Raw genomic sequence first — 23580 nt, 5'->3', positions numbered from 1 at the left:
TACTCCTCCCATTATCCATACGTGATCGCCCGTCTGGTTGTATAGACACTTGCCCTTTCACTAAATAATTCGTCTTCCCCTAACAAAAAAGAACAACCCTCTTCCGAAGAAACCACGAAAGCCGTTGTCCTTTATTTTTTTACGCTCCGACACTTATAATCTTGACCTCAGGATGTATCGATATCTTTGCTTTGGAAAATGCTTTTCTCCATTGCCGTTTTGTCCTTGATGGGTTCGGCCTTCACCAAGACCTCTGTCAGGACGATCAAATATCTAAAATGCAAGTCAAATTGGAAACGACCGTTTTTAGCCTTTAAAAAGATCGTGGAGTATGAACCAGATATCGTTAAGCTCGACCGGTACTTCGGTAAACACCTGTTGGTCAAGGTTTTTTGCTTGGGCACCCAGAACCACTTCAAGCAACACAAAAAAGACGATGAAAACTTTCTCGTCGCTCTCCCGTAATTATACGCGATATTTCGGTTACGTATAAGCGAAAGAAAAATCCCTCACAAGGAGGGATTACAGGTGAAACATTTGCTGTTCCGCGTATTGTACCAAACGCTTCGTCATCTCTCCACCGACAGAGCCATTTTGGCGTGCCGACGTATCAGCGCCCAACTCGACCCCGAATTCAGCAGCGATCTCGTACTTTAATTGGTCAAGTGCTGCACGAGCTTGTCCATACACCAAGGAATTTGAACGTGACATTGCTGTTCACCTCTGGTTGTGATTGTTTTCGTGAATGGTAGTATGTGCAGATTATGGGAGTGTAATCAAACATGCTCCGACCGTAGTCTTTGTTCTTTGGAAGCCAGGCCACTCACCATGTAAATTGGCGCGCCTTCCTCTGCATATACTTTTCTCGCAATATTCGTTTGCTCCCATTTTTCTAATAACATCGCAGCTTCATCCATGGTGATTCTGGCATTGTAAGCCAGCTCGTAAACCGCTAAAGCACCGCCCTTTTTCGTAGCTACTTGCAGTGCGATTCGCTCCCTTCTCTCTAGCTCCGGTTTTTGTGTGAAGGCAAAATAACCGTAGATCCCTCCTATGGTCGTACAAGCGAGAATGAAGATAAGGCTGTTCCAATGTACAAGGGCATAGCCGCCTATAAAGGTGAAGACAAATGCTAAACAGCAAAAGAGCAGAAATCTGGACCTTTTATCGATCCATGCAGGGATCGGATCATACTCTTCGTCATATTCGTACACTTCCGACTCATCCGTATAATTCGGAAAGAGATAGATGATTCCACCATCTTCTTGATGCGTAATTGAGCAGTAGTTGCTTTTGTGCCATTTATCGATAATGGGCTCAATCGATTGATAGCTTTCATGCGTATAGTACGGAATCTCTTTCGGATTGAGTTCCCCTGCACTGTCCATGACATACGTCAAAACATCGTGTTCCGAATGCTGTTGATCCTCTTTCCGATGCGAGGTCAGTATGTAACGTCCAATTAATATAAGAAAGATGATTGCAGTAGTAGCCGCTGAGATATACTCTCTCATGTTCAAGATAATTTGTTCTTCTGAGATGGCAATCAATGTGCCAATGACTCCTCCCAATACGGCTTGTAAGATTCTTTTTTTGCGTTTTCGCTGGCTCTGTTCCAGTTTGAGAGCTTCCTCATAGTCACTTTCATAAGGCATATGTCCGTATACATAATCATCCAACTGATAGACGGCCATCTTGCCTGGCATGGTGGACGTGCTCAAAACCTTTCGTTGTTCCATCTCTCTCAGAATTTGCTCACACTGCGATAGCGGCAACTGCGATTCGAGAGCAAACGATGCAACAGAAACGACTCCATGATTTTTATTAGCGACCGTCATTGCAACGGCTTGCTGTGTTCGTTGCATTTGCTTTTTTGCCAGCCTTCTTCCTTCCATGTAAAAGAACGCGTAACCAATGGAAATGAGGCTCATCAAAATTCCTAAGAAGATTGTGTTGTCTAAGATTTGATAGATGCCATCGATGACAAAATAGCCAGTTAGCAAAGCAAGTATGAGAAAAACGCCAATAACAAAAAGAATCACCAAGCTGCCTAAAAATTTATTCATTCGCTGCTCCTTCCTCACCTACAGTAAAGCCCGCGAAATAATAGAGAATGTCACCCTTCTCGGTTACACTCAGGTCAGCAAACCCTTTTTTTTGAAGCTTACTTAATATATCTTGCGCTTTTTGTATGGTAAGAGTAGATTGGGACGCGATATCCGCTGCTGTCACATAGCCCTGCTGATCACGCGCAACAGAAAGAATATACAGGATATTGTCGGACTCGAGGCTTTCAAGAAACTTGAGCTTCTTGAGCCATTTTGATTTTGCCCTTTTGTATTTGATTTCAAGTGGCAGTCCGAAGATGAAACCAAGTGTCATGGCATTCACCGCATAATGTAAGGCTGTCATTTCATAAGGAATGTACGCTTCGTATCTGTCCTCATAAAAAAAGAGCAGAAATGCCTCCACATAAGCTTGTAGGATCGGATGCACCCAAAGTGATAACAACCAAATGCAAATCATCATCCCAAGAACAATCATGAAATCCCTTCTTTTCACTCTATATTTCAGAAATATCGTTCGACTAAATTTTACCTGAATAAATAGAAAAAGACACCAACAAAAAACTAGTGTCTTAGGACTCACTTTTCCATGACTCGCGAATTATATTTGCTCGTCAATCTTTAGCAGATGGATGAACACCTGCCATTCAGTTCTCTGAATTGCTTTTTTTGATTTCTCCGAACCCAACTCTGGAGGGGAGGTTCTTTACATCCTCATTGTGATAAGCATTGATGATATCTGGTGTATACTCTTCCGTCAATCGCATGCCTGCAAGGATCATTTCCTTTTCTTCTTCTGTCACGCTGAAAAACTGGTCACCACAAATTTCACAAGCTATCACCCACCGCTCCTCCAGCTTCTGCAAGCGATTCATATCCCATTGCACATCTTGCTCACACGTTGGGCAGGCATTTATTTTCATCGTCTTTCCCTCCTGTACGTACAGCTTACTTTTCTTGCATTTTACTAGAATGAACAAAAAAAGACACTAACCCGTGTTAGTGTCTTCTCATATGATCGATGGGATGGGTAGTTTTCTAAGGTGACGAGAATCCCCCCATATATGTAAAGCTTATCTCCCGAACCTGCACCTGCTGCCTGCCAACCGGACTTTCCAGCACAACAGAATCGTGTGGAGCCGCTAGCAGCAGTTGCCTGCCTATTGGCGATAAGAATGAAATTCTGTTGTTATCCGGGTCAATGTCTGTGGGGTACACCACAGTAAATGACTCCTCAAATTGATCTTCTTCAAATAGCACTTTTACGCTGCTGCCTAATAAAGTAATTGCTTTAAGCGATTGAAAGAGTGCGCTGTCTTCTTTTGACAAAAGGCTTTCAAGTGTTTGCTTGTAACGCTCGACAATCTCATCGATGGCTTGCTTTTCTTTTCCATAATTGCGTACATATTGATCGTAAAAGAGTGAATACTGCTCGTCAAAAAAGACAAGCTGGTTGATCAGATGATTTCTGGTGCCATTCAAAATACTAGGGTTCATAGTAAATTTCACCCCCCAGTTGCTTTTCATAGACATGTTTGATGAACGTAATGTTCTTCATCGAAAAACCCTCCTTAAAAAAATAGCCCCCGAAGGGACTCTCATCATTGTATCAATAATTTCAAAATGATTCCATCGACTGTTTAGAAATGCTTTACAGAGGATGATCAAAACTCTCTCGCACCGGCATGAAGAATGCTTCCTCCACTTCCGTTGCAGGTAATGGGTGGCTAAAGTAATACCCTTGGATTTCCTTGCAGGCATTCTCCGTAAGAAAGTCTAACTGTCCCTGGGTCTCGATCCCTTCTGCAATGACATTCATGTTTAGATGCTTCGCCATGGAAATGATCGTTGCGACGATCGCCTGATCACTGGGATTCTTCGTGATATCCGTAATGAACGAACGATCAATTTTTAGCTTGTGAATGGGCAGCAGCTTGAGGTAGCTGAGCGAGCTGTAACCCGTTCCGAAATCGTCCAGGCTAATTTTTACGCCATATTCATTCAATTCCTTTAAAATTTCTGTGGAAAGATCTGCGTCCATCATCATACTTTCCGTTATTTCCAATTCCAAATACTGCGGTTCGAGTCCGCTCTCTACCAGGATTTGTCGGATGTAGCCTACGAGATTGGGTTGGTGGAACTGACGTGAGGACAGATTGACTGAAACGGGAATCAAGGGTCCACCCGCATCATGCCATTTCTTCATTTGTTTGCAGGCTTCCTTTAATGTCCACGTGCCAATCTCAAAGATCAAGCCCGTTTCCTCCGCAATCGGGATGAACACACCAGGTGACAGGATTCCTTTTATCGGATGATTCCACCGAACGAGTGCTTCCACGCCAATGAGCTGATTGTTCCCTGTTTGAATCTGTGGCTGGTAGTACAAAACCAGCTCGTCATTCTTTACCGCTTTTCTCAAATCCCTCTCCAGTTCAATACGAATCAACACTTGTTCATCGAGCTCATTGGTAAAAAACTGAAATCCGTTTTTCCCGTTTTTCTTCACTTCGTACATGGCAGCATCAGCATTTTTGAGCAATTGCTCCTCACTGCATCCGTGATCGGGATACACCGCTACGCCAAGACTCGCCGAGACGTAATAATCTTTTCCTTGCAAGAGATAGGGGATCTCGATTTCCTTGACCACTTGATCAGCCAATGTCGAAAACTCGTGATCGCCCTCAACATTCTGGCAGATCAGTGTGAACTCATCACCACCCATACGGGCAATCGTCACATCGAATCCTTCCGCGCTTTTTTTGATCCGATCGCTCACTTCTTGCAAAAAACGATCTCCATACGTATGGCCCAGAGAGTCATTGATCATTTTAAAACGATCGATGTCCAGTACCAGCACCGCAAAACGCGTACCCTGTTCGCCATTGTTAATTATCGCCTCCTGCAAGGCTTGATGGAGCTTCCTTCTGTTTGGCAAGCCGGTTAATTCATCGTGAAACGCCTGATATTCCATCATCGACTTGGCGCGTTGCTCCAGCATACGTGTCTGGTCTTCATAAGCCTCCAGGACCAATTGCTGCTCAAAGCTGAGCAACTTCGTAATGGCTTGTGCCAGTTTTTTCGAGTCAGGATAAACTTCTTTCCGATCATCTATAATTCGCATGAGTGTGCCTAACAGGTTTTGAAAAGAACCCATGTACCACTTGGGAGGAAGCCCGATTTTTTGATGAACCATCGCAATTTTCAAGCGTTTTTCAATGAAGGCAGGATCGATCCGGCCGTCAAACATCTCGATTAAATGGTTCTTTAAGGTTTGATGTAATCGTTCAACGGTTGTATGCTCCAATACAATTTGTTTCAAAGAGTCTACATGGAGAATCGATTCATAAAAAGAAGAAGTAATCTGCTCAATTTCAGTCGCAATGACAGGGCGAAACGCTGCGATCAACTGCAAATCCACTTCCGTCAAGTTAATCATGTTCATTTGTGCGATAACTTCGTTGTTTCCTTCTATTACAATCCGTGCAGAATCGTCTGCCAGCGAAATCGACGGTTGGCAGCATGCAGCGCTGTTTTCCTTGGACGAATTTGATGACTTCTGCATTTACATAGATTCTCCTTTTCCCTAGAACCAACGTACGTATAGGCTCATGCTTATTCACAAATATTCATTCGACATAATTCTACATTTTCCTCCATGTTTATCCATGACAACGTTGAATACTACCTCTCAGGCAAAAGGAAAGAGGTTACTGTTTTTTCGATTACTTTAGTACGTTTCTTACTGTTTCAGTTCAGATATCCCTCTGATCAAGCTCAATCACCGGCAGCATGTAATTACTGATATTATCAACAACGAGTGCTAGAATATGAGCTTTTGCTACGAAACGATCAGATGTGACGACACCTAACTCGATGCTCCGCGAATAATGGAAAGGCTGCAACTACAATATGTTGATGTGTTTTCTTATCTTTTGACTTGAATGACGTCTCCTTTGGCAAATCGATCCCATACGTTTTAGCCTACTGATTGTTAAGTCAAATGGTAACGGATACAAAAAAGAGCTTCACCATGGATTCGGCAAAGCTCCGCTGTTTATTTCGTCTAGATGGTTCACTCGGGTCATCAGTAAGGTTTAGAGGGACGAGACTTTTGTTCGGCGTCCTTGACAGCCGCTCCGGGATTCGTTGCGCCCATCGGTCCGCCCATCTCTTTGCTGTTTCCGCCATTGCCCTGAGCGATTCCAGATTTCAAACGCTGGCCGTACTCTTCGTCACATTGCGAGAAGTAGTCAAGCATTTTCTCTTGAATGCGACGATCACAGGAGAGGAGTGCATCCGTCAGATTGGCAATGAGGTCTTCTCTTTCCCAGTCTTCCAAGAGGCGATAACGTTCTCCCGCCTGTTTGAAATCGTTTGTGCGATCAATCTTTTGACGAACGACCTTTCCTTCCACTTCCGGCTGATGATCGGGAGCGGCTTGCTTGGCTTCCTGCAATCCGCCAATCGTCGATGGCTCATAGTTAATATGCCGCTGCGTCCGATCTACATGATACAGCATTTGACCGCCTTCCTGATTGGTAGCGACATGCTTTCTGGGAGCGTTAACCGGAAGCTGCAAATAGTTGGCGCCAACCCGATAACGCTGCGTGTCGGAGTAAGAGAAGGTCCTTCCTTGCAGTAGCTTGTCATCGGAAAAATCAAGTCCATCTACCAAAACACCTGTCCCAAATGCTGCTTGCTCGACCTCTGCAAAATAGTTATCCGGGTTTTTGTTCAGTACCATTTTGCCTACAGGAAGAAACGGGAATTGATCTTCGGGCCATATTTTCGTTGGATCAAGCGGATCAAAATCGAGCTCTGGGTGATCGTCATCACTCATGATCTGGACGCACATTTCCCATTCCGGATATTCCCCTCGCTCAATCGCTTCATACAAGTCCTGCGTGGCATGATTGAAGTTTTTCCCTTGGATCTCTTCCGCCTGTTTTTGTGTCAAATTTTTAATCCCTTGCGTTAATGGTTGCCAATGGTATTTGACCAGGACCGCTTTTCCTTCGTGGTTTACCCACTTGTACGTGTTTACGCCAGAGCCTTGCATTTGCCGATAGTTCGCTGGTATTCCCCACGGGGAGAACAAAAACGTGATCATATGCATGGCCTCAGGCGTGTTCGAGATAAAGTCAAAGATCCGTTCCACGTCTTGTATGTTTGTGACAGGATCAGGCTTGAACGCATGGACAAGATCAGGAAACTTCATCGCATCCCGAATGAAAAAAACTTTGAGGTTATTGCCAACCAGATCCCAGTTCCCGTCCTCTGTATAAAACTTCACCGCGAACCCACGTGGATCGCGCAATGTCTCGGGTGAATGTGTGCCATGAATAACCGTAGAAAACCGTACAAACACAGGCGTTTTTTTCCCCCGCTCCGAAAACAACTTCGCCCTCGTGTACGTAGAAATCGGCTCATCTCCTACGGTTCCATACGCTTCAAAATAGCCATGTGCTCCGGCACCTCGGCTATGCACGACACGTTCAGGTGTTTTCTCCCGATCAAAATGTGTGATTTTTTCCAGAAAGTCGTAATTCTCCAGAACGGTTGGCCCGCGATTTCCAACGGTCCGCAAGTTCTGGTTGTCTGTAATCGGATGGCCTTGGCGATTCGTCAGGGTATTTTCTTCTGACTGGTTAATGGACTTGCTGTTGTCATCCATATGAATCCTCCCTGTCCAGTTTTTCTCATGTGTGGTTCATAACCATGGTTACCGAATGAGGGATTCTTTATGCGAAAAGACTAAATCGCTTCGTAAGCAAAATCATCGTTAAGCACTGGAACCGTGCCACTCTGATTCCATTGTGCTGCAAGTGCGACATCTTCCGGGTACCCCATGCTGATTAGTTCTTGGCCGGAAGCACAGTTCTGCAAGTAAGCGGAAAGATGAGCTTGAGCCGATCGGAAGGTTGCCACCGCCATTTCTGCCTCTGGTGACAAGCAATACCCCTCCAATTCGTGAAGCAACGCACCTGCCGCAATCATATCCTCAATAGCGGGTCGCAATGCTCCATTTTCCCACCGTTCACCGCAAGCGATGACCGTCACAGATCCTTTCTGCTGCTGTATGTATTTGGCGACGGATGACGCATTTCGCAAGCACGCTGCGATTACCTTTGCCGCTGTTTTCTTTGCCAACACGGTACAGGTCGATCCGTTTGGCGAGGGTAATACGATTCTACTTCCCATTGGAACCGTTTTCAGACAGGCGGGTGAAAGGGAGATTGGTTCTCCACGTTTTCCAGCGAGTAGCGCCGCTTTTTGTTTCGCGAATGTTAGGGCTGACTCATCCTTTACCTGATAAGGATAGACGATACCTCCACGTCCCGTTACGATATCGACACACGTGCTGAAGGAAAGCACATCGATAATAACGATCATATCCGATGCAGCTCCGACATGTTCCACCCCTTCATATCCCCAATCAAATCGTGCCGTGTAATCTAGTTGTTTGCATACAGGTGTTTCTCCCAAAATCTCCACCATCCTCTATCCAAAATAGTTACTCGTACCCTTACGTTCGCCGTTACAAAATAAGACAAGAAACAATATCGTATTATTGTCCCACTAGATTACACAAGAATGGAGTGAACATGGATGTCTGAAATCGAACACGACGACGATCAAGGTAATACTGAAAGAAGAAGTCACAGACGCCCAAAAAGAAATACTGTGAGAACAACTGGTATTTTGCAAAACAACCTCGCCCGTGCTCTCACCGCTCACCTCGACCTGGTAAATCTGAACACAGAAGAGGTTGAAGTACGTGTGCAAGTATTGAACTGGGGTAACGCAGTTACGCAAACGAATCCAGTTAGCACCTTGCTTGACATCACGCAATTTATCCCTGCGAATACTCGCACTGCTTTTAATGCGCTGGTCCCCGCTTCTTTCCACTATGAAGTGCGCCTTACCGTAGCAGAAAACAATGAAAATGTCCTTCTCACCACTTATGGCCGTACTTCTATCGGCGGCGGTCAAGTTGTTGGTCTTTCAGTTCTTGACAGTCAATTCCAAACTGTCGAAATCGAAACTTGTATCTAATGATCTTGTAGGAAGAAAATGAGGAATTATGGTGGGAGGCCATAGTTCCTTTTTTAATCCATTCGCATGCAAGAAAAGGCGCTGGGGACGATTCCAACGCCTTTTTGGCTTCTACGACCAACGACCACGACAAAAAAAACTGCCCTCGAAAGGACAGCTTCTTTTAAAAGGAGACTTACAGTTTTACTACGTTCTCAGCTTGTGGGCCACGGTTGCCTTGAACGATGTTGAATTGAACTTTTTGACCTTCGTCCAAAGTTTTGAAACCGTCACCTTGGATTGCGCTGAAGTGTACGAATACATCGTCTCCGCCTTCTACTTGAATGAAACCGAAACCTTTTTCTGCGTTAAACCATTTTACTGTTCCGTTCGTTTGCATCTAAAAAAACCTCCAAAAATTCAATTTGAATATGCTAGTCATATTTACCGAAGCAAATAAAGCTCACATATCATGAAGAAATACCAAATCATGTGCTATGATACGCCTTCATGATATGTGAATTTTACCTACTCAGCCAATATACGAATGTCATAGGACGGAACTGCAAAATTAAAAACTAAACCTTTTGAAAACCTAAAACAATGAAAGCCCTTCCTCTCTTCCATCCTTGCGGCTCCGATGACCGCGCCAGTGTGAATCGGGGATTCAAAAATGTTATCCATCAGCATACAAATACACCTCGATGAATGATTAGGTATCAATTTTTCAAGTAGCAACCTCATTCTACCATGGTTGTCCAATAAAAGCAACCGTTCACCCTTATACTGGGAAGGCGGTACTCTGTTACAATAGCATTGGGAGGGATTTCATTGCATACTTTGACAACCATTCAATTATCCGAATTGCTTCAAAAGAAAATGCCCGTACTTTTATTGGACGTACGCGATGCCGAAAAATTTATTTCCGGCAGCCTCGTTCATGAAAACGCATCGACACGTAACGTCCCGTATCTTTTAATGAAAGAACAGGACAAACCGTTCGATGAAGAAACCGAGAAACTTGCGAAAAATGTACAGATTGTTACCCTATGTACAACAGGTAACAAAGCTCAAAAAGCTGCCGCTCTTCTTCGTGAGCATGGTTTTCAAGCAAATGCATTGGAAGGCGGCTTAACCGCATGGAAGGAACAATCAAACGAAGCGAAATGAGCCTAATTTATCAACGATTCTAGCTATTTGCCATATATTACTCCTTTATTTCGATTGGGATTGTCTGATATTGTTGTTCATGCCAAACGAAATAAGCCGAGACTTCCTCTTGAAAAGGAAGTGCGGGGGACTTTTTTGTGGATGAGATACTCCACATTGGGGTGAATCGCCGAACTGGCGTAGGGTTGTTTCCTCAATCCGAATCCGACAACTAACCTCGTAGGCCAAAAAAAGGAGAGATTTGTTTTATGAAACGTTTTGGTTCTGTTACAATCGCGATGACTCTTGGTCTGGGCTTGGCTTTGACAGGGTTTGCTTCTTCTGCTTCCGCAGCATCTAACTGCCCATTGAAGAACGGACAATTCCAATTCAATGCGGGTCAAAATATGGGACAATTCCAACAAGCACCAAATGCACAACAGTTCTTTAACTTTTTCCAAAAGCAAGGCTTTGTTCCTGGCCAACCACAAGCAGTACAGCCAATGCAACCTGTTAAGCAAGGACAAGCTACCACTGTACAACCATACCCAATTCAACCAGGATCTTTTCAACCAGCACCCGTACAACAAGCTCCAGCACAACAAACACCAGTTCAACCAGCACCAGCACAACCTAGCAAGAACGTCACTCAGCCTTCCGCTCCAGTAAATCAGGCTGAAGATGCAAAAACGGGTGATTTTGCGAAACAAGTCGCGGATTTGGTGAACCAAGAGCGTGCAAAAGCAGGTCTCAAGCCTGTTGAAATGGACGCAGCACTGTCCAAAGTAGCGTTGGCAAAAGCACAAGATATGTCTGCTAACAACTATTTTGACCACAACAGCCCAACGTACGGTTCCCCATTTGACATGATGAAGCAGTATGGCATTCAGTACTCGACTGCAGGTGAGAATATCGCCATGGGTCAACAGAGTCCACAAGAAGTTATGCAACAATGGATGAACAGTGAAGGCCACCGCCAAAACATTATGAACCCTGCGTTCACAAAAATCGGTGTAGGCTTCACAAATGGTTACTGGGTACAAGAATTTATCGGATAGAACGCTTTGCACGAAACGAAAAGCCGGTGTCTCTTAAACGAGACCCGGCTTTTTCGTGTAGGCATTATTCCTGCTGTGCTTCGGATGCCTGCTTTTTGGGGGTACAACAGCAGCTATCCTGCTCATTTACCAAAGCGACGTCCTTTTGATACATTTTTTGCTTGGTTGGGTAAGCAGATACTTGCTGCAGCTCGGCATTGACATCAGACGATTGGTTCATCCGTATAGCCCCCTTGCCGTTTTTTGTGGTGCATCCCTAGTATGCTCGCGGTTGTAAACGGCTCATTCCTAAGGAACATTGGAAGCACATGCAAATGAGCCTATCTGCTAATAATATGTTCAAGGTCTTTTAAGGCAGCCGCTGCTGCCGCTACAGGATCTGATTTTCCTCCAACGACTAATAAATCCCCCATGACATCTGTTTCAACCCGTATGGCTTTGGTCGTACCTGATACAGAAGCAAATGGATGAGTGTAATCCACTGCACAGAGCTCCACTGCTACAGAAAGCGTGCCATTCGCTTCCTTTTGGATGCTTCCGATCAGCTTGGGAATCTTCGTATGCTTTTTCCACGTCTCCATTTGTAACGAGGTTATTTCGCGAATACTTGCGCGTGTGATATCGGTCAGATTTACTTGCATGCCAAAAGCAGCGTTTGCCAAGATCGTGAGCTTCGAAGCTGTATCCCAACCATCGATATCGTACGAAGGGTCCGGTTCGGCAATCCCCATCTTCTGAGCGAGCTCGACTGCTTCCGCACAACTGAGCCCCTCTTCCATCATTTTTGTAAGCACGAAGTTCGTCGTTCCCGTAAAAATGCCTTCGACTCGTTTTACTTCACAACCTGCCAAGTTATACTGCAATAGATCGATTGTCGGTAGAGCTGCTGCTGTTGCTCCACTCACTTTCAACGCGACGCCATTTTTTTTGGCTAGAGCGGCTAATCCAGCATAATCGACAACGAGCGCACCTTTTGAAATCGCGATTGCATGTATAGCATTTTCTAATGCATGACGAATATAAGTAAGACCGGGTCCTCCCTCTTTTTCAGATGGACCTGCCTCGATGAGCACGTCTGCTTGAGCTGACTTGATAAATTCCAGTGCGTTCCAAGATGGGTTCCTTGTTTGTTTTGTATGAGCATAGTCTTCCCTTTTTTCTGAATCGATTCCGTTCTCATCGTAGAGACCGGAAGCTGAACGAACAACTCCCACGAGTCTGACATCCGCTTGATAAAGCTCGCGGTATCGCTCCCGTCGCTGCTCGAGCAATCTGGCTACCTGACGTCCTACTGTTCCAAAGCCTGTTAACATAATATTCCAACGTTTCATGAGTCAATCTCCTTGTTGTCTATTCCGATTATTTCCGCCATTTTTTCTGCTTTTCGCCTGTAGCCGGTGCAAATCCCTGCCATTCAGTTTCTTTCCTGTTTTTGCTGAGTAGAGCTCTTCCGTATGATCAATAAACAAAATTCCTTCTAAATGGTCCATCTCGTGCTGAATACACCGAGCAAGGAAATCTTCCGCTTCGATTGTCCTTTTTTCTCCTTGGCGGTTCAACGTCTGAACTTTAACATAATTGGCCCGATGAACGATCCCAAAAACACCCGGTATCGAAAGACAAGCTTCTTGCCCTATCTGCTTACCTGATTTTTCCATTAACACCGGATTAATCAGTTCAATCAAACCACTACCGCAATCCATCACAACTAATCGCTTCGGAATGCCAATCTGGATCGCGGATAAACCTGCTCGACCCTTCGCAGCGTAAATCGTTTGGGCCATATCATCCAAAATCTTTTCATCCTGTGGAGTAATGGATGGTACTCTTTTTGAAGTTTCACGCAAGATAGGGTCTCCCAGGCGAACGATCCTGCGTTCAGCCATTTCCTTCTCCCTCCCGCATTACTCAGTTTTCGATTTCAAGGTAGCAAATCATGTCCTCACTGTCAAAAGGAACCTTGCAAAATCTGAAATATCCCGCTGGCCAAGGGTGACAAATGCATGTAGATACGCTATCTTTATTGGTAAAGATAGATGTTTGTATATGAAAAGGGAGGCTACCATGCATTCATTAGCATCAACGCTGAACGAAACCATCCAACGCGAAAACCCACACGTATATGAAATGCTGTCCAATATCGCCAAGCTGATTTATTTCCCGAAAGAGGGGATTCTCAGCCAGTCGGCAGAAGCGAAAGCAAAAGCGAAAAAGTACAACGCAACCATCGGGATTGCATTGGAAAACGGTCAACCGATGCACCTTAAGGTCATCCAGGATAATCTGTCTGCTTACCAGCCAAAAGACATTTACGAATATGCTCCCCCAGCAGGAAAACCTGAGCTGCGTGCAGCATGGCGTAAAAAAATGATCGAGGAACAGCCTTCACTGGCTAACCGTACGTTTAGTAACCCAATCGTTACAAACGCATTGACGCATGGACTGAGTATCGTATCTGACTTGTTCGCTGACAGCGGCGACAGTGTCATCATCCCAGACAAAAACTGGGAAAACTACGAGCTTACCTTTTCGATCCGCCGTGGTGCGGAAATGGTCTACTATCCATTGTATAACGACGAGATGAAATTTAATGCTGCTGCTTTGCGTGATGCCATTCTCGCTCAAAAAGACAAAGGCAAAGCCATCGTCGTACTCAACTTCCCTAATAACCCAACTGGCTATACACCAGGTCCAGAGGAAGGAAAGCAAATCGTTGCTGCACTTAAAGAAGGTGCTGAGGCTGGGATCAACATTGTCGCAGTGACAGATGACGCGTACTTCGGCTTGTTCTTCGAGGATTCGATGCACGAATCTCTCTTCGCTAGTCTATGCGACGTTCACCCACGTATTCTGCCTGTAAAGGTAGATGGAGCTACCAAAGAGGATTACGTATGGGGCTTCCGTGTTGGCTTCATTACGTATGCTTCCTCATCCACCGACTTGCTCAGCGCTTTGGAACAGAAGACTATGGGAATCATCCGCGCGACTCTTTCCAGCGGATCGCATCCTTCCCAAACATTCGTCCTGCAAGCAATCACTGCACCGGAGTACAAAGCACAGAAGCAGGAGAAATTCGATATCATGAAAGGCCGCGCCAACCGCACCAAGGAAGTGCTCGACAGCGGTAAATACGATGACGTGTGGACCTACTATCCATTCAACTCCGGCTACTTTATGTGCCTCAAGCTAAAGACTGTCGAAGCGGAAACATTGCGCCAGCACTTGCTGGAACAGTATGGCGTCGGTACGATCGCTCTCGGTCAAACCGACTTGCGCATTGCCTTCTCTTGCATTGAAGAAGAAAACATTGCGGACTTGTTCGAATTAGTCTACAGCGGTGTAAAAGATTTGGAAAATGCATTGACCAAATAAATGTAACTAGCTCTTTTGAAAAAAGCGTCTTGACCTCGTGTCAGGGCGCTTTTCGTTTTCTTTCAAAAAAAGCCCCGGAAACCCGCGAAGTTTACATGCGAGGTTTTCCGAGACCTTTCCATCATGCTTTTTCTACTAGCTTTCAATCGACGAACGCATACGCCGCGGCTGGTGTGTACCGATAAAAATGGAGGCGAGCACCAGGATCATACCCACCCCATGCATCCAAGTAAATGCTTCGTTCAAGAAAAAGACAGCGACGAGAGCAGCGCTTATCGGCATCATTCCGGTGAACAAGCCCGCTTTGGAAGCCTCCACCTTCTCCACCCCTTTGTACCAGAGAAAAAAGGATAAGATGCTTGCCGTAAACGCATAGTACACAAGAAGCCACCACACATTTGCAGGTACAGCACTCCAATCAAACCGCAAGCTTTCCCAGATCGCAAACGGAAGAAACAAGACAAAGCTGATGACATTTATCACGGCAGTCATTTGGAAAGGAGTTATTTTCCCAGAAAGTCTTTTGGCGAAAATCGTGAAGAGCGCCTCGCTAACGACCGCCAAAAATACGAGCAAATTGCCCAGCATGCTTATCCAGTTTTGTTCCCCGCCGCCTCCAGTGAACGTAATGAAGCCGATCCCGCCCACTGAAAGACCGATCGCCACTAAGCTATTGGCGTGTAATTTTTCCTTGAGAATCCAGAACGAAAACAAAGCGATGCAGGCAGGTACCGTACTCGTAATGATACCCGCTGCAGTAGCGGTCGTCCACTGAACACCATACAGCATGCAAATACTAAACAGAAACACGCCGAAAAACGACTGCCAGAATAAGACCTTGCCTTCCTCACGGCTCCAAGATGTTTTCCATTCCCCACGCATAGCCAGCAGCGGCAATAGGATGACGATCGCGAGCAAAAAGCGCAGCTCCGAAAACAAAAACACAGGAACATGAGAAACAATTTCTTTACCGATGGAGATATTGCCCCCGACCAAGGCCATAGCCAAGGCTAACTGAATGTAAGCTAACAGCATGTCGACTCGCTTCTCCCTTCAACCTCCTACAATTCTCTGCATCTGGCCAAACTGCTTGCGATTAACCTGCGTTTTGCCATTCTTTTTGAGATGACGGGATCTTTTTTGTCTTTTTCTCTGCTGCCCCCACCAGCCAGGAACCAAACGGCAGTTTTCCCAGCCCAAATGATATAGCAAAAGAAAGAATGGAGCACAAGACGAAGGCTACCATACTTCCCCACACGCCCGTGTGAAAAAGTTGAAGCTCGCGTAAAATCTTCATCAAGTACGTCAAGATCAGTGCATGAATCAAATACGCTCCGTACGAATATTTCCCAAGGAGTCCCAGCCAATGTGTCCATTTGGACTGCTTTTTGCTCATCCATAGGCAGAGAGCGTACACAGCCAGTAAGCAAGCCATCGTATAGAGGAACATCGAAGGTTTCAAGGATGTCGCGACGTTTAAATTGATCTGGCCTTGCCCTGAATCACGCAAAAGTTCATAGCCAATGACGGCGTACAGCACACCAACCGAAACGATGATCCATTGCCAGTATCTTTTCAGCATGGCACGGAATGCAGGCAACGTGCAGGCGACCAAGCCACCGAACAAAAAGTAATAGAAATAATAGAACGCATTTCGATCGCGGTATTTGATGAAATACGTATCAAGCCAATTCATATCGAATCGGAAACCATGCGCCGGGATGTATCGCGCTGAAAACCACATGAGGCCCGCATAAACCAATCCGCTGACTCCAAGAACGACAATGAGACGGAAGCGATTGGTCACGAATCTGCGGAAAAGTTCAAATACGCTTTGCCAAAACGGATACAAAAGATAGAACTGAAAAATCATCACGACGAACCACAGATGATAAGAGGATGTCCCTGTCAGGAAATTTTTGCTTACATTCCAAACGAACGCTGCTCCCTCACCCAAGGGCTTTTCCATCAAATAAAGGTAAACCACCGACCATATTCCATACGGAACCAAAATCTCCGTTATCCGTTTACGCGTGAAGGAAATATAGTTTACTTTTTCGGAGTAGTTGTAAAACAAAACAAGACCCGTAATGAAAATGAATGCTGGTACCGCGAATTTTAACAAATGAAACAACATTCCGTAGATGATCGACACCTGCCCTGTCAATCCCGGCTCACGGATATACACACCAATGACATGCTGATAAACCACAGCCAAGAATGCAAAGGCCCGGATCAGATCCAACTCGCCAATTCGTTCTTTTCGAGCCATAACCAAATACCAGATCCTTCCTGTTTTTACGAAAAAAAGTGCTATCTTTCATCTTACCGACCAAAAGTCAGTCTGGCAAGTCTCAAATCGAAAAAGACTGATACCCTTTTGTACTGGTATCAGTCACTCTTATCCACCTCGATCCGAAGATAGATCCGCTAGACTTCGAATCGGCCAAATAAGACTTTGTACCCCACGTGAATACAGTGCTAGATGCGGAGAATCTGTGAGAGGGATCGACAGGTTTTCGGTCATCGAGTTTTCACGAATATGAAAGACTGTCTCCTGTAGCTGCCACGGCTCGTGCACCACATCCGCATACATCATTTGCTTTGTTCTGTTACACCTGCAAAAGAGCGTGTATCGCTCCGTCAGCCAATGCATTAGCGTTCCCTCATTGGCGAGAAATCTGTCAGCGAGAGGCTGGTAGCTGCCTTCGAACATGGGAGACTGAGGCAGACTGGATAGACGTCGAGAGGTGAAATCGATCCGATCTCCTTGGTGATGAAAAGTCATTTGAGCCCGATAATACGGCAGTCGGTACCAAAATTTCGCAATCTTGATTACCAGCGGATTCGACGTGTCCAGCGAAAGAAAAAACACGCCTGTCTTCCCTTTCGCCTTCACATACGTCCGGACATTGATTTCAGGGAAAGTCGTCGTGAATGGTACGGACGGCATCCGACGCAAACGCACCCCACTAAGCAAAAACGGGATCATACTGATCCATGCCTTGCCATCGTAAGTATCGAGCTCAAGTCCTTCTGGAATGAGCCCTTTGATAGACGCTGGGGAAACCGCCCAATGTAAAAAAAGTAGATGCTCCCATGTCTGCGTCATGGTCCATCCGTTATACTGTGCAGGTGACTTGATTTGGATGATCCTCTGTTCGATACGAATCCCTCCCATTCGTACGTCGATCATGCTGATTAACTGGAAGAGGATGAATGATAGGCAAGGGGAACCTTCGTCACTTTGCTCGTCATCTCATCGAGTGAGACGAGATCCGCAGCCGTAACTTCACGAATAGATGTTTTCCCCAGCGCGAGGATGGCAATTTCCATCTCATCCACAAACGAAAGAAAAAAGTTAGCCAAGTATTTCGTGGCTAAATCGGGGTCGAATTTGTTTTTCAAGCTCCCCGGATAGGTGATCAGTTCTGTCGGCGGTTCCCACGGTATTGCTTTTGTCACCTGATCATGGGTCATCGCCCACAAAACAGCTGTCCCCATAAATATGCCGTCTGCTCCCAAAGCAATTGCTTTCAGGCACTCACCCGGGGTGTTATATCCGCCCCCAGACAATAAGGTAATTCGTTCCTTCACACCTTTTTTCTTCAAATAGCGCACAGCGCGGGTCAATGCATAAATCGTTGGCAAGCCGAAATCATCCTCCAGGATGGGAGGTCCTCCTTTTGTCCCCGCCTGTCCGCCATCGATACTGATAAAATCTACACCGGCTTGGATCGCAATCTCCAGGTCTTTTTCAAGTATGGCACTGGCACAGATTTTGACTCCAATCGGAACACCGTCTGTTATTGTGCGCAACTTGTCTATGAGCTTCTTAAGATCTTCCGGATTCGATACTTCCGGCTGCCGTGAAGGAATGATGATCATTTCTTCATTCTGCACGCCCATAATTTCAGCAGCTCTTCCCTGGATATATTCAGCGGGGATAAAACTCGCGGCAGCTGCAGTCGCCCCTTGCCCAAAATGGATTTCGATGGCGTCCGCCTGTCGCAAAATTTCCGGTTCCTTTCCCCACTTTCCCGAGTTGTATTGGAGAATCAGGTGTTTGGCGAATTTCCTCTCTTCCGGTAATAATGGGCCTTCACCGGTATTCGTCAAAGTCCCCACTGCAGCCGTTCCTTTTGCAATCGCGATTTTTACATCGGCACTTACACCGATACCGTATCCCATTGCCCCTACCATGAGCGGAATGTCCAAGGTTAAAGGCTTTTTTGCCATGGGTCCAATCGTGATTTGCATATCCACTTCGGTATCCTCACTCGAAGGCAGCTTGGCCAGTTGTGCAGGAGAAAATATCAAGCTATCGAAGTTCAAGAACTTACGCGGACTTCCGAAAGGACGCTCGATGGCTTGTCCAGAAGCTGCTCGCAAGCTGTTCTCCAGAACGTAGCGTGGACTGACTTTGGTCATTGCGGAGACCATCTCAAAAATATTTTCCGGATAGCGGTCTGACATGAGGCGCTTCATGAACTTGGCGAGCAGCCACTGGGCAAGAGGTCGAAAAAGACAGATCAAAAGCAGTCCCACCACGATGAGTGCAGCAATCGATCCTACAAAGGAGCCGATCAAAAACGAAATCCAATTGCCAGCCATCCTCTTTCTCCTTCCTACTGTAAGAGCGCTGCTGCTTGTTAATAGGTATATGAGATAGGAAAATTTTGCCCCAATCATGCCACTTTTATCCTACGCTGTTCCTGACCGTTGAAGGTAGAAAAAACGCCCAGATTAACTGGACGTTTTCGAGCAAAGCCTTTTCCACAAATAAAAATAACAGAACGTCATCACAAGCACGACAGCAATTGTCATGAGAGTGTCAAATCGCATGAGCTCCTCCTTTTCGTTTCATCGGTACAAATTTGCCGTATGTCAAACAGCGCCAAAGCCATTCGGCAGGACCAAACTGATAATTGGCGAGCCACCAGCGACTAACGAAGATTTGCGCAGTGAAGATCACCAAGCTAAACACCAATCCGAGACCCAGCCCAGACGTTCCGTACAAATGTCCAACACGCACAAGCAATACAGCGATGATGGTTTGGCTCAAATAGTTGCTTAACGCCATTCTGCCGACCGGTTCCAAATGCTTCAACATGCGCTTGCCGCTCTCTTTCCGATAAAGAAGCAGCAGTGACGTGATGTAAAAAGCGCACAGACTAAGACCGCTCCAGGTAACAAATGTCTGAACGGCGATCGAGATCGAGGCAGGAAATTTTACGATGCCAAATTGAACAAGCGGAATCATCGGTACAAGCACAACACTTAAGCCCAATGCCAGCCACCATACGCGGCGAATGGCTGGAATAAATTCTTCCGTCCTCTCCAATACTCCCCGCTTGGCTGCCAGAAATCCGAATAAAAAGAGCGGCAGTACAGATAGGATAACAATGAACTCAAGGGAGAAAACGACTGGAATTTCGTAAGCAACCCGGAATAGCAACCACTCGATCATCGACCCATTGGTATAAGCATCGATAGCTTTTTGTATGAGCGGTGATTGATCTGGCACAGGAACGAGGTCCTCAGGGACGGTCAGCATCAGAGCAGATAGGGCCTGCATACCAATCAAGAGCGTCCACGCCCATCTTTTGATCGTCTTTTCTTGCCTGTGGTAAAACAGCAACAGAAGAAATCCGGCTAGGGCGTACGTATGAAGAATGTCGCCATACCAGAGGAAAACAAGGTGTGCCATCCCCACAATCAGCAGCACCAATAATCTGCGCGTAAACAGGCTTTGATATGGCAACTGTTTGCTCTCCGCACGATGCATAAACAGAAAAAAGCCTACCCCAAACAAAAACGAGAAGATCGTGTAAAACTTCGTCTGTATAAACATGTTAAACAAAAGCCGTATCCAACCATCGATTTCCGAATGGGTATTGACCAGTCCTGCATCTGGTAAGAACATAATGGGGTACAAAAATGACGGCATATTCACTAGTACGATCCCCAAGAGAGCAAAGCCTCTAATCCCATCTAGCTGCCGAATTCGCTCACCTTCCGCAACAGGTGCTACTTTCACGTAATGAACCTCCTCAACTACGCTCTAGGCTTTAACACTTTTAATACGAATGAACCTCGAAAAAAGTAACAACATGCTTTTTTCCATAACAAGAGAGCTTCGCGAAAACGAAGCCCTCCCTTACGTGTTGCCTTATTTTGATGAGGAAGTTGTTGTTCCTGTTCCTGTGCGGTTTGTCCTTTTCCGAAAATCGAGCAAAACACCGACAAAACCAGCAAATATTGCTGGCATGATCCAACCAGCGCCTTCCTTATAAAAAGGAAGAACACCCAAGATATCACTCCAGCTCTGATTAAAAAACGTAAGATTCATCAAATCCACGACACCAAAAACCGTCACAACTGCGACAGTCGTCATATACACAGACGAATGCCCAGGTATCCAGCGCTCTAGTAAAGCCAGCAAAATGAGTACGATAGCAATCGGGTAAATTGCGCCCAAAATCGGGACAGATACACTTAAAATCTCCGATAGTCCCAAGTTTGCGACTCCCATGCTCAGGACACAGAGAATAATCGCCCATCCTCTGTAGGACAAACCTTTGAATCGTCCATGAAAGTATTGACTGCAAGAAGTTACGAGTCCAATCGATACACAAAGGCAAGCGACGGTAAAGATGACACCAAGAATCAGCGTACCGCTTGTCCCAAAAAGCTGTCTCATGATAGCTGTCAAGAGTAATGCGCCATTCTCCGGCCTTCCTAAAGAGGCACCGGATGAACCGAGCAATCCCAAAATGACATAGATGAATGTCAGCAACAAACCTGCTCCGAGACCTGCTTTGATCATATTCGCAGACAGTTGCTTTTTGTCTTCGATTCCCTTGCTCCGCAGCGTATTGGCGATCACGATACCAAATACGAGTGCAGCCAAAGCATCCATCGTTAAATACCCGTCCAGAAAACCTTGCACAACCGGATTGGTGGCATATTTTCCTGCTGGTACCCCCGTTGGACCGAGTGGTGTAAATAAGCTCTTGATGTAGATCAGTGCAATCATGGTCAGCAGTGCAGGAGTCAGTATTTTCCCAAAGCGATCAATCAATTTGGAAGGACTCAGACTAAACCAAAAGACAATGCCAAAAAATACGATCGTATAGAAGAAAAGGCTCCAGGTGGAATCAGCGGCTTGTGCCGGCAAAAAAGGCGCCATTCCCATCTCGTACGCGAGACTGCCAGCACGCGGGATAGCAAGTGCGGGTCCAATCGACACATAAATCAAAATAGGAAAAATAAGAGCAAAGCTTGGATGTACACGACTCGCTAATTGGTAAAAGCTGCCTGCCTTTGCAATAGCAATCACCCCAAGGATGGGCAGACCGACAGCCGATAATACAAAGCCTGCAATCGACAGCCAAACATGGGTACCTGCCTCTTGACCCAAATAGGGTGGAAAAATAAGGTTCCCTGCACCAAAAAACATCGAAAACAGCATAAAACTGACCAGCAACATTTCTTTCTTAGACAAGGTTATCATCGACGTATATATTACCTCCCACCTTATTGAGAGGCATTCTATCAACTTTTGCGTCCCTTAGCTAGTAGCAACGCCATAGTTGTAATTGTAAGATCATTACCATTTTTCTTACTATAATTGAAAGTAAAAAACAAGGGAAACCACCTGCCATATCTTACCGTTGTTACATCGACAAGTGGTTTTCCTCTTATCGTTTTCGCATGGAGACAATTCGTTTGTAAAAGGTCTTATCCTCCAGCTTTTGAAAGAGAGAAAGAGAGGGTCGGAAGTTGGCTTCAATAATCCATGGTTTGCCATCCACATCAATCCCTAAGTCTAAACCGATCTCCCGGAGTGTCGGATAGGCTCTTCCCAAACGATTAGCTACCGCCGCAGCTACCATGCGGATATCACGCAGGAGATGCGGGCCTGCTTTTATATTCGACAGCTTGATTGCGGTCTGGATGGGCAAAACTTTCCCACGGCTGCGAGCCACATTTGTCACGACATAGCCCGGTCCTGCAAGCTTTGCACACCACCCCGTTATTTTCCAGGGCTCCTTGTTGCTCTTTCGCTGGATCATGACACGCACGTCAAAAGGCTTGCCGTTGATTCTGCCGAGTGGGATACGTGGCTGGAGCAGGTATGTTTTTGGTCGAAACAACGATTCCACGTATCGGATCGTCGCCTCTTTCCCATCCACGAGGCGACGACGACTCCCACTATGAACCAAATATTGCTCTTCTCCTCGCGCCGTTACTTGAATAATTCCTGCCCCACCGCCGCCTCCCGAAGGCTTCAGCATCACATGTGTAAACGCTTCTGCATACTCCCATAGCTCTTCTGGAGAGTACACGCGGGTTTTGGGCAAATACTCCTGCAAAAGTTCGTCTTTGACCATGTGCTTGTGCTTGCCCCATTTTCCTACGTTTGGCGGTTTTATGGCAGTGTCTCTCCATTCTTTATCAGATGATGCTCCTCTATTTTCGTGATACGATTCTGTTCGTCCACAAACACGACCTTGGGAACGAGCTGTTCGATCTCGGATTCTTCGTACATGCCCATACTCAAAATAATGACCAGATCTCCTGGCGAGAATAGATGAGCAGGTGGACCGTTCAGACAGATGACTCCGCTACCCGATGCTCCGGGTAATGCGTATGTTTTCCAGCGCGTGGCATTACGCAAACTGGTTATTTGCACGATTTCATATGGCTTGATATCTGCCGCTTCCATGAGAGCAACGTCAATTGTGATACTCCCCACGTAATCCAATTCGGCCTGCGTAACTGTCGCCCTGTGAATTTTTCCTTTGCACATGTGTCGTTGCATAGGCGGTTCACTCCTTTCCAAACCGATGACATTAGTCTATGTGGGATGGATTGTCCATGAAACCACCTGCGAA

General features: G+C 45.8%; 25 protein-coding genes and 1 riboswitch. Of the genes, 4 read left to right on the top strand and 21 right to left on the bottom strand.

From position 1 onward, the window contains the following. Positions 1 to 167: 167 nt before the first annotated feature. The 9 genes from AB432_RS30765 to AB432_RS15425 all read right to left on the bottom strand — a co-directional run bounded on the left by AB432_RS30765 (position 168) and on the right by AB432_RS15425 (position 8564). On the bottom strand, positions 168 to 419 hold the full coding sequence (locus AB432_RS30765; RefSeq protein ID WP_201265927.1) for a hypothetical protein: 252 nt from the start codon (positions 417 to 419) through the stop codon (positions 168 to 170). A gap of 103 nt (positions 420 to 522) precedes the next feature. Beyond that, a complete protein-coding gene (locus AB432_RS15465) occupies positions 523 to 711 on the bottom strand; it encodes an alpha/beta-type small acid-soluble spore protein (protein WP_048033037.1) in 189 nt (62 codons plus the stop codon). A gap of 65 nt (positions 712 to 776) precedes the next feature. Continuing rightward, the gene (locus AB432_RS15460) at positions 777 to 2066 is read right to left on the bottom strand and encodes a hypothetical protein (protein WP_048033036.1); all 1290 of its coding nucleotides are present in this window, start codon (positions 2064 to 2066) and stop codon (positions 777 to 779) included. Then, positions 2059 to 2529: a MarR family transcriptional regulator gene (locus tag AB432_RS15455; RefSeq protein ID WP_235617706.1), complete on the bottom strand. Its 471-nt coding sequence runs from the start codon at positions 2527 to 2529 to the stop codon at positions 2059 to 2061. Before AB432_RS15455 ends, AB432_RS15460 begins: the two co-directional genes overlap by 8 nt. Positions 2530 to 2713: 184 nt before the next feature. After that, positions 2714 to 2989 (bottom strand): hypothetical protein, encoded by a 276-nt coding sequence (locus AB432_RS15450; RefSeq protein ID WP_048033034.1) that lies wholly within the window; start codon positions 2987 to 2989, stop codon positions 2714 to 2716. Between the two features lie 115 nt (positions 2990 to 3104). Then, the gene (locus AB432_RS15445; protein WP_048035835.1) at positions 3105 to 3563 is read right to left on the bottom strand and encodes a GreA/GreB family elongation factor; all 459 of its coding nucleotides are present in this window, start codon (positions 3561 to 3563) and stop codon (positions 3105 to 3107) included. A gap of 154 nt (positions 3564 to 3717) precedes the next feature. Beyond that, a complete protein-coding gene (locus AB432_RS15440; RefSeq protein WP_048033033.1) occupies positions 3718 to 5628 on the bottom strand; it encodes an EAL domain-containing protein in 1911 nt (636 codons plus the stop codon). 522 nt (positions 5629 to 6150) lie between these two features. Next, on the bottom strand, positions 6151 to 7740 hold the full coding sequence (locus AB432_RS15430; RefSeq protein ID WP_048033032.1) for a catalase: 1590 nt from the start codon (positions 7738 to 7740) through the stop codon (positions 6151 to 6153). Between the two features lie 80 nt (positions 7741 to 7820). Further along, on the bottom strand, positions 7821 to 8564 hold the full coding sequence (locus tag AB432_RS15425) for a 2-phosphosulfolactate phosphatase (protein WP_048033031.1): 744 nt from the start codon (positions 8562 to 8564) through the stop codon (positions 7821 to 7823). A gap of 111 nt (positions 8565 to 8675) precedes the next feature. Between AB432_RS15425 and AB432_RS15420 the strand changes: the two genes are divergently transcribed. Continuing rightward, complete coding sequence (locus AB432_RS15420; RefSeq protein ID WP_048033030.1) at positions 8676 to 9122, top strand: hypothetical protein; 447 nt, start codon at positions 8676 to 8678, stop codon at positions 9120 to 9122. Between the two features lie 175 nt (positions 9123 to 9297). Here AB432_RS15420 and AB432_RS15415 read toward each other — a convergent pair whose 3' ends face one another. Continuing rightward, on the bottom strand, positions 9298 to 9501 hold the full coding sequence (locus AB432_RS15415) for a cold-shock protein (protein WP_007729289.1): 204 nt from the start codon (positions 9499 to 9501) through the stop codon (positions 9298 to 9300). A gap of 494 nt (positions 9502 to 9995) precedes the next feature. Between AB432_RS15415 and AB432_RS15410 the strand changes: the two genes are divergently transcribed. Both AB432_RS15410 and AB432_RS15405 read left to right on the top strand, forming a co-directional pair. After that, positions 9996 to 10271 carry a rhodanese-like domain-containing protein gene (locus AB432_RS15410; RefSeq protein WP_235617705.1) on the top strand — a complete coding sequence of 92 codons (276 nt, stop codon included), beginning with the start codon at positions 9996 to 9998 and terminating at the stop codon, positions 10269 to 10271. An 84-nt stretch (positions 10272 to 10355) separates the two neighbouring features. Then, a riboswitch (cyclic di-AMP (ydaO/yuaA leader) is annotated at positions 10356 to 10512 on the top strand. Positions 10513 to 10519: 7 nt separating this feature from the next. Beyond that, positions 10520 to 11308 (top strand): CAP domain-containing protein, encoded by a 789-nt coding sequence (locus tag AB432_RS15405; protein ID WP_048033028.1) that lies wholly within the window; start codon positions 10520 to 10522, stop codon positions 11306 to 11308. Positions 11309 to 11372: 64 nt separating this feature from the next. Here the strand turns inward: AB432_RS15405 and AB432_RS30760 are convergent, their stop codons facing one another. The 3 genes from AB432_RS30760 to def all read right to left on the bottom strand — a co-directional run bounded on the left by AB432_RS30760 (position 11373) and on the right by def (position 13194). Beyond that, a complete protein-coding gene (locus tag AB432_RS30760) occupies positions 11373 to 11528 on the bottom strand; it encodes a hypothetical protein (RefSeq protein WP_173630014.1) in 156 nt (51 codons plus the stop codon). Positions 11529 to 11628: 100 nt separating this feature from the next. Further along, complete coding sequence (locus tag AB432_RS15400; RefSeq protein WP_048033027.1) at positions 11629 to 12639, bottom strand: homoserine dehydrogenase; 1011 nt, start codon at positions 12637 to 12639, stop codon at positions 11629 to 11631. 3 nt (positions 12640 to 12642) lie between these two features. Continuing rightward, the gene (gene def, locus AB432_RS15395) at positions 12643 to 13194 is read right to left on the bottom strand and encodes a peptide deformylase (RefSeq protein ID WP_048033026.1); all 552 of its coding nucleotides are present in this window, start codon (positions 13192 to 13194) and stop codon (positions 12643 to 12645) included. 178 nt (positions 13195 to 13372) lie between these two features. Here def and AB432_RS15390 point away from each other — a divergent pair, with 178 nt between their 5' ends. After that, positions 13373 to 14680 (top strand): aminotransferase class I/II-fold pyridoxal phosphate-dependent enzyme, encoded by a 1308-nt coding sequence (locus tag AB432_RS15390; RefSeq protein ID WP_048033025.1) that lies wholly within the window; start codon positions 13373 to 13375, stop codon positions 14678 to 14680. A 135-nt stretch (positions 14681 to 14815) separates the two neighbouring features. Here AB432_RS15390 and AB432_RS15385 read toward each other — a convergent pair whose 3' ends face one another. The 8 genes from AB432_RS15385 to panD form a co-directional block, all read right to left on the bottom strand. After that, positions 14816 to 15715 carry a DMT family transporter gene (locus tag AB432_RS15385; RefSeq protein WP_048033024.1) on the bottom strand — a complete coding sequence of 300 codons (900 nt, stop codon included), beginning with the start codon at positions 15713 to 15715 and terminating at the stop codon, positions 14816 to 14818. A 61-nt stretch (positions 15716 to 15776) separates the two neighbouring features. Then, positions 15777 to 16952: an acyltransferase gene (locus AB432_RS15380; RefSeq protein ID WP_048035834.1), complete on the bottom strand. Its 1176-nt coding sequence runs from the start codon at positions 16950 to 16952 to the stop codon at positions 15777 to 15779. Between the two features lie 129 nt (positions 16953 to 17081). Beyond that, on the bottom strand, positions 17082 to 17876 hold the full coding sequence (locus AB432_RS15375; RefSeq protein WP_048033023.1) for a YqjF family protein: 795 nt from the start codon (positions 17874 to 17876) through the stop codon (positions 17082 to 17084). A 5-nt stretch (positions 17877 to 17881) separates the two neighbouring features. After that, positions 17882 to 19294: an FMN-binding glutamate synthase family protein gene (locus tag AB432_RS15370; protein ID WP_048033022.1), complete on the bottom strand. Its 1413-nt coding sequence runs from the start codon at positions 19292 to 19294 to the stop codon at positions 17882 to 17884. A 220-nt stretch (positions 19295 to 19514) separates the two neighbouring features. After that, entirely contained in the window at positions 19515 to 20720 is a 1206-nt protein-coding gene (locus tag AB432_RS15365; protein ID WP_048033021.1) for a DUF418 domain-containing protein, read from the bottom strand. A gap of 132 nt (positions 20721 to 20852) precedes the next feature. Beyond that, entirely contained in the window at positions 20853 to 22196 is a 1344-nt protein-coding gene (gene brnQ, locus AB432_RS15360) for a branched-chain amino acid transport system II carrier protein (RefSeq protein ID WP_048033020.1), read from the bottom strand. A gap of 187 nt (positions 22197 to 22383) precedes the next feature. Continuing rightward, positions 22384 to 23076 carry a YheC/YheD family protein gene (locus AB432_RS15355; protein ID WP_048033019.1) on the bottom strand — a complete coding sequence of 231 codons (693 nt, stop codon included), beginning with the start codon at positions 23074 to 23076 and terminating at the stop codon, positions 22384 to 22386. 38 nt (positions 23077 to 23114) lie between these two features. Then, positions 23115 to 23507, bottom strand: a complete 393-nt coding sequence (gene panD / locus AB432_RS15350) for an aspartate 1-decarboxylase (protein WP_048033018.1) — start codon at positions 23505 to 23507, stop codon at positions 23115 to 23117. Positions 23508 to 23580: the final 73 nt, after the last annotated feature.

It is taken from the genome of Brevibacillus brevis (assembly GCF_001039275.2).
GTDB lineage: Bacteria > Bacillota > Bacilli > Brevibacillales > Brevibacillaceae > Brevibacillus > Brevibacillus brevis_C.
Note: the sequence above shows the minus strand (reverse complement) of the source record. Positions and strands in the feature narration are given on the sequence as shown.

Bases quoted from the DNA above. Each gene is read 5' to 3' on its own strand.
- AB432_RS15375 (WP_048033023.1), bottom strand. From the start codon at position 17,876: ATGATCGACGTACGAATGGGAGGGATTCGTATCGAACAGAGGATCATC.
- AB432_RS15465 (WP_048033037.1), bottom strand. From the start codon at position 711: ATGTCACGTTCAAATTCCTTGGTGTATGGACAAGCTCGTGCAGCACTT.
- AB432_RS15405 (WP_048033028.1), top strand. From the start codon at position 10,520: ATGAAACGTTTTGGTTCTGTTACAATCGCGATGACTCTTGGTCTGGGC.
- AB432_RS15355 (WP_048033019.1), bottom strand. From the start codon at position 23,076: ATGGTCAAAGACGAACTTTTGCAGGAGTATTTGCCCAAAACCCGCGTG.
- AB432_RS15415 (WP_007729289.1), bottom strand. From the start codon at position 9,501: ATGCAAACGAACGGAACAGTAAAATGGTTTAACGCAGAAAAAGGTTTC.
- AB432_RS15445 (WP_048035835.1), bottom strand. From the start codon at position 3,563: ATGAACCCTAGTATTTTGAATGGCACCAGAAATCATCTGATCAACCAG.
- AB432_RS15385 (WP_048033024.1), bottom strand. From the start codon at position 15,715: ATGCTGTTAGCTTACATTCAGTTAGCCTTGGCTATGGCCTTGGTCGGG.
- AB432_RS15450 (WP_048033034.1), bottom strand. From the start codon at position 2,989: ATGAAAATAAATGCCTGCCCAACGTGTGAGCAAGATGTGCAATGGGAT.
- AB432_RS15390 (WP_048033025.1), top strand. From the start codon at position 13,373: ATGCATTCATTAGCATCAACGCTGAACGAAACCATCCAACGCGAAAAC.
- AB432_RS15430 (WP_048033032.1), bottom strand. From the start codon at position 7,740: ATGGATGACAACAGCAAGTCCATTAACCAGTCAGAAGAAAATACCCTG.
- AB432_RS15425 (WP_048033031.1), bottom strand. From the start codon at position 8,564: ATGGTGGAGATTTTGGGAGAAACACCTGTATGCAAACAACTAGATTAC.
- AB432_RS15420 (WP_048033030.1), top strand. From the start codon at position 8,676: ATGTCTGAAATCGAACACGACGACGATCAAGGTAATACTGAAAGAAGA.
- AB432_RS15455 (WP_235617706.1), bottom strand. From the start codon at position 2,529: ATGATGATTTGCATTTGGTTGTTATCACTTTGGGTGCATCCGATCCTA.
- panD (WP_048033018.1), bottom strand. From the start codon at position 23,507: ATGCAACGACACATGTGCAAAGGAAAAATTCACAGGGCGACAGTTACG.
- AB432_RS15380 (WP_048035834.1), bottom strand. From the start codon at position 16,952: ATGGCTCGAAAAGAACGAATTGGCGAGTTGGATCTGATCCGGGCCTTT.
- AB432_RS15440 (WP_048033033.1), bottom strand. From the start codon at position 5,628: ATGCAGAAGTCATCAAATTCGTCCAAGGAAAACAGCGCTGCATGCTGC.
- AB432_RS15460 (WP_048033036.1), bottom strand. From the start codon at position 2,066: ATGAATAAATTTTTAGGCAGCTTGGTGATTCTTTTTGTTATTGGCGTT.
- AB432_RS15400 (WP_048033027.1), bottom strand. From the start codon at position 12,639: ATGAAACGTTGGAATATTATGTTAACAGGCTTTGGAACAGTAGGACGT.
- brnQ (WP_048033020.1), bottom strand. From the start codon at position 22,196: ATGATAACCTTGTCTAAGAAAGAAATGTTGCTGGTCAGTTTTATGCTG.
- def (WP_048033026.1), bottom strand. From the start codon at position 13,194: ATGGCTGAACGCAGGATCGTTCGCCTGGGAGACCCTATCTTGCGTGAA.
- AB432_RS30760 (WP_173630014.1), bottom strand. From the start codon at position 11,528: ATGAACCAATCGTCTGATGTCAATGCCGAGCTGCAGCAAGTATCTGCT.
- AB432_RS15370 (WP_048033022.1), bottom strand. From the start codon at position 19,294: ATGGCTGGCAATTGGATTTCGTTTTTGATCGGCTCCTTTGTAGGATCG.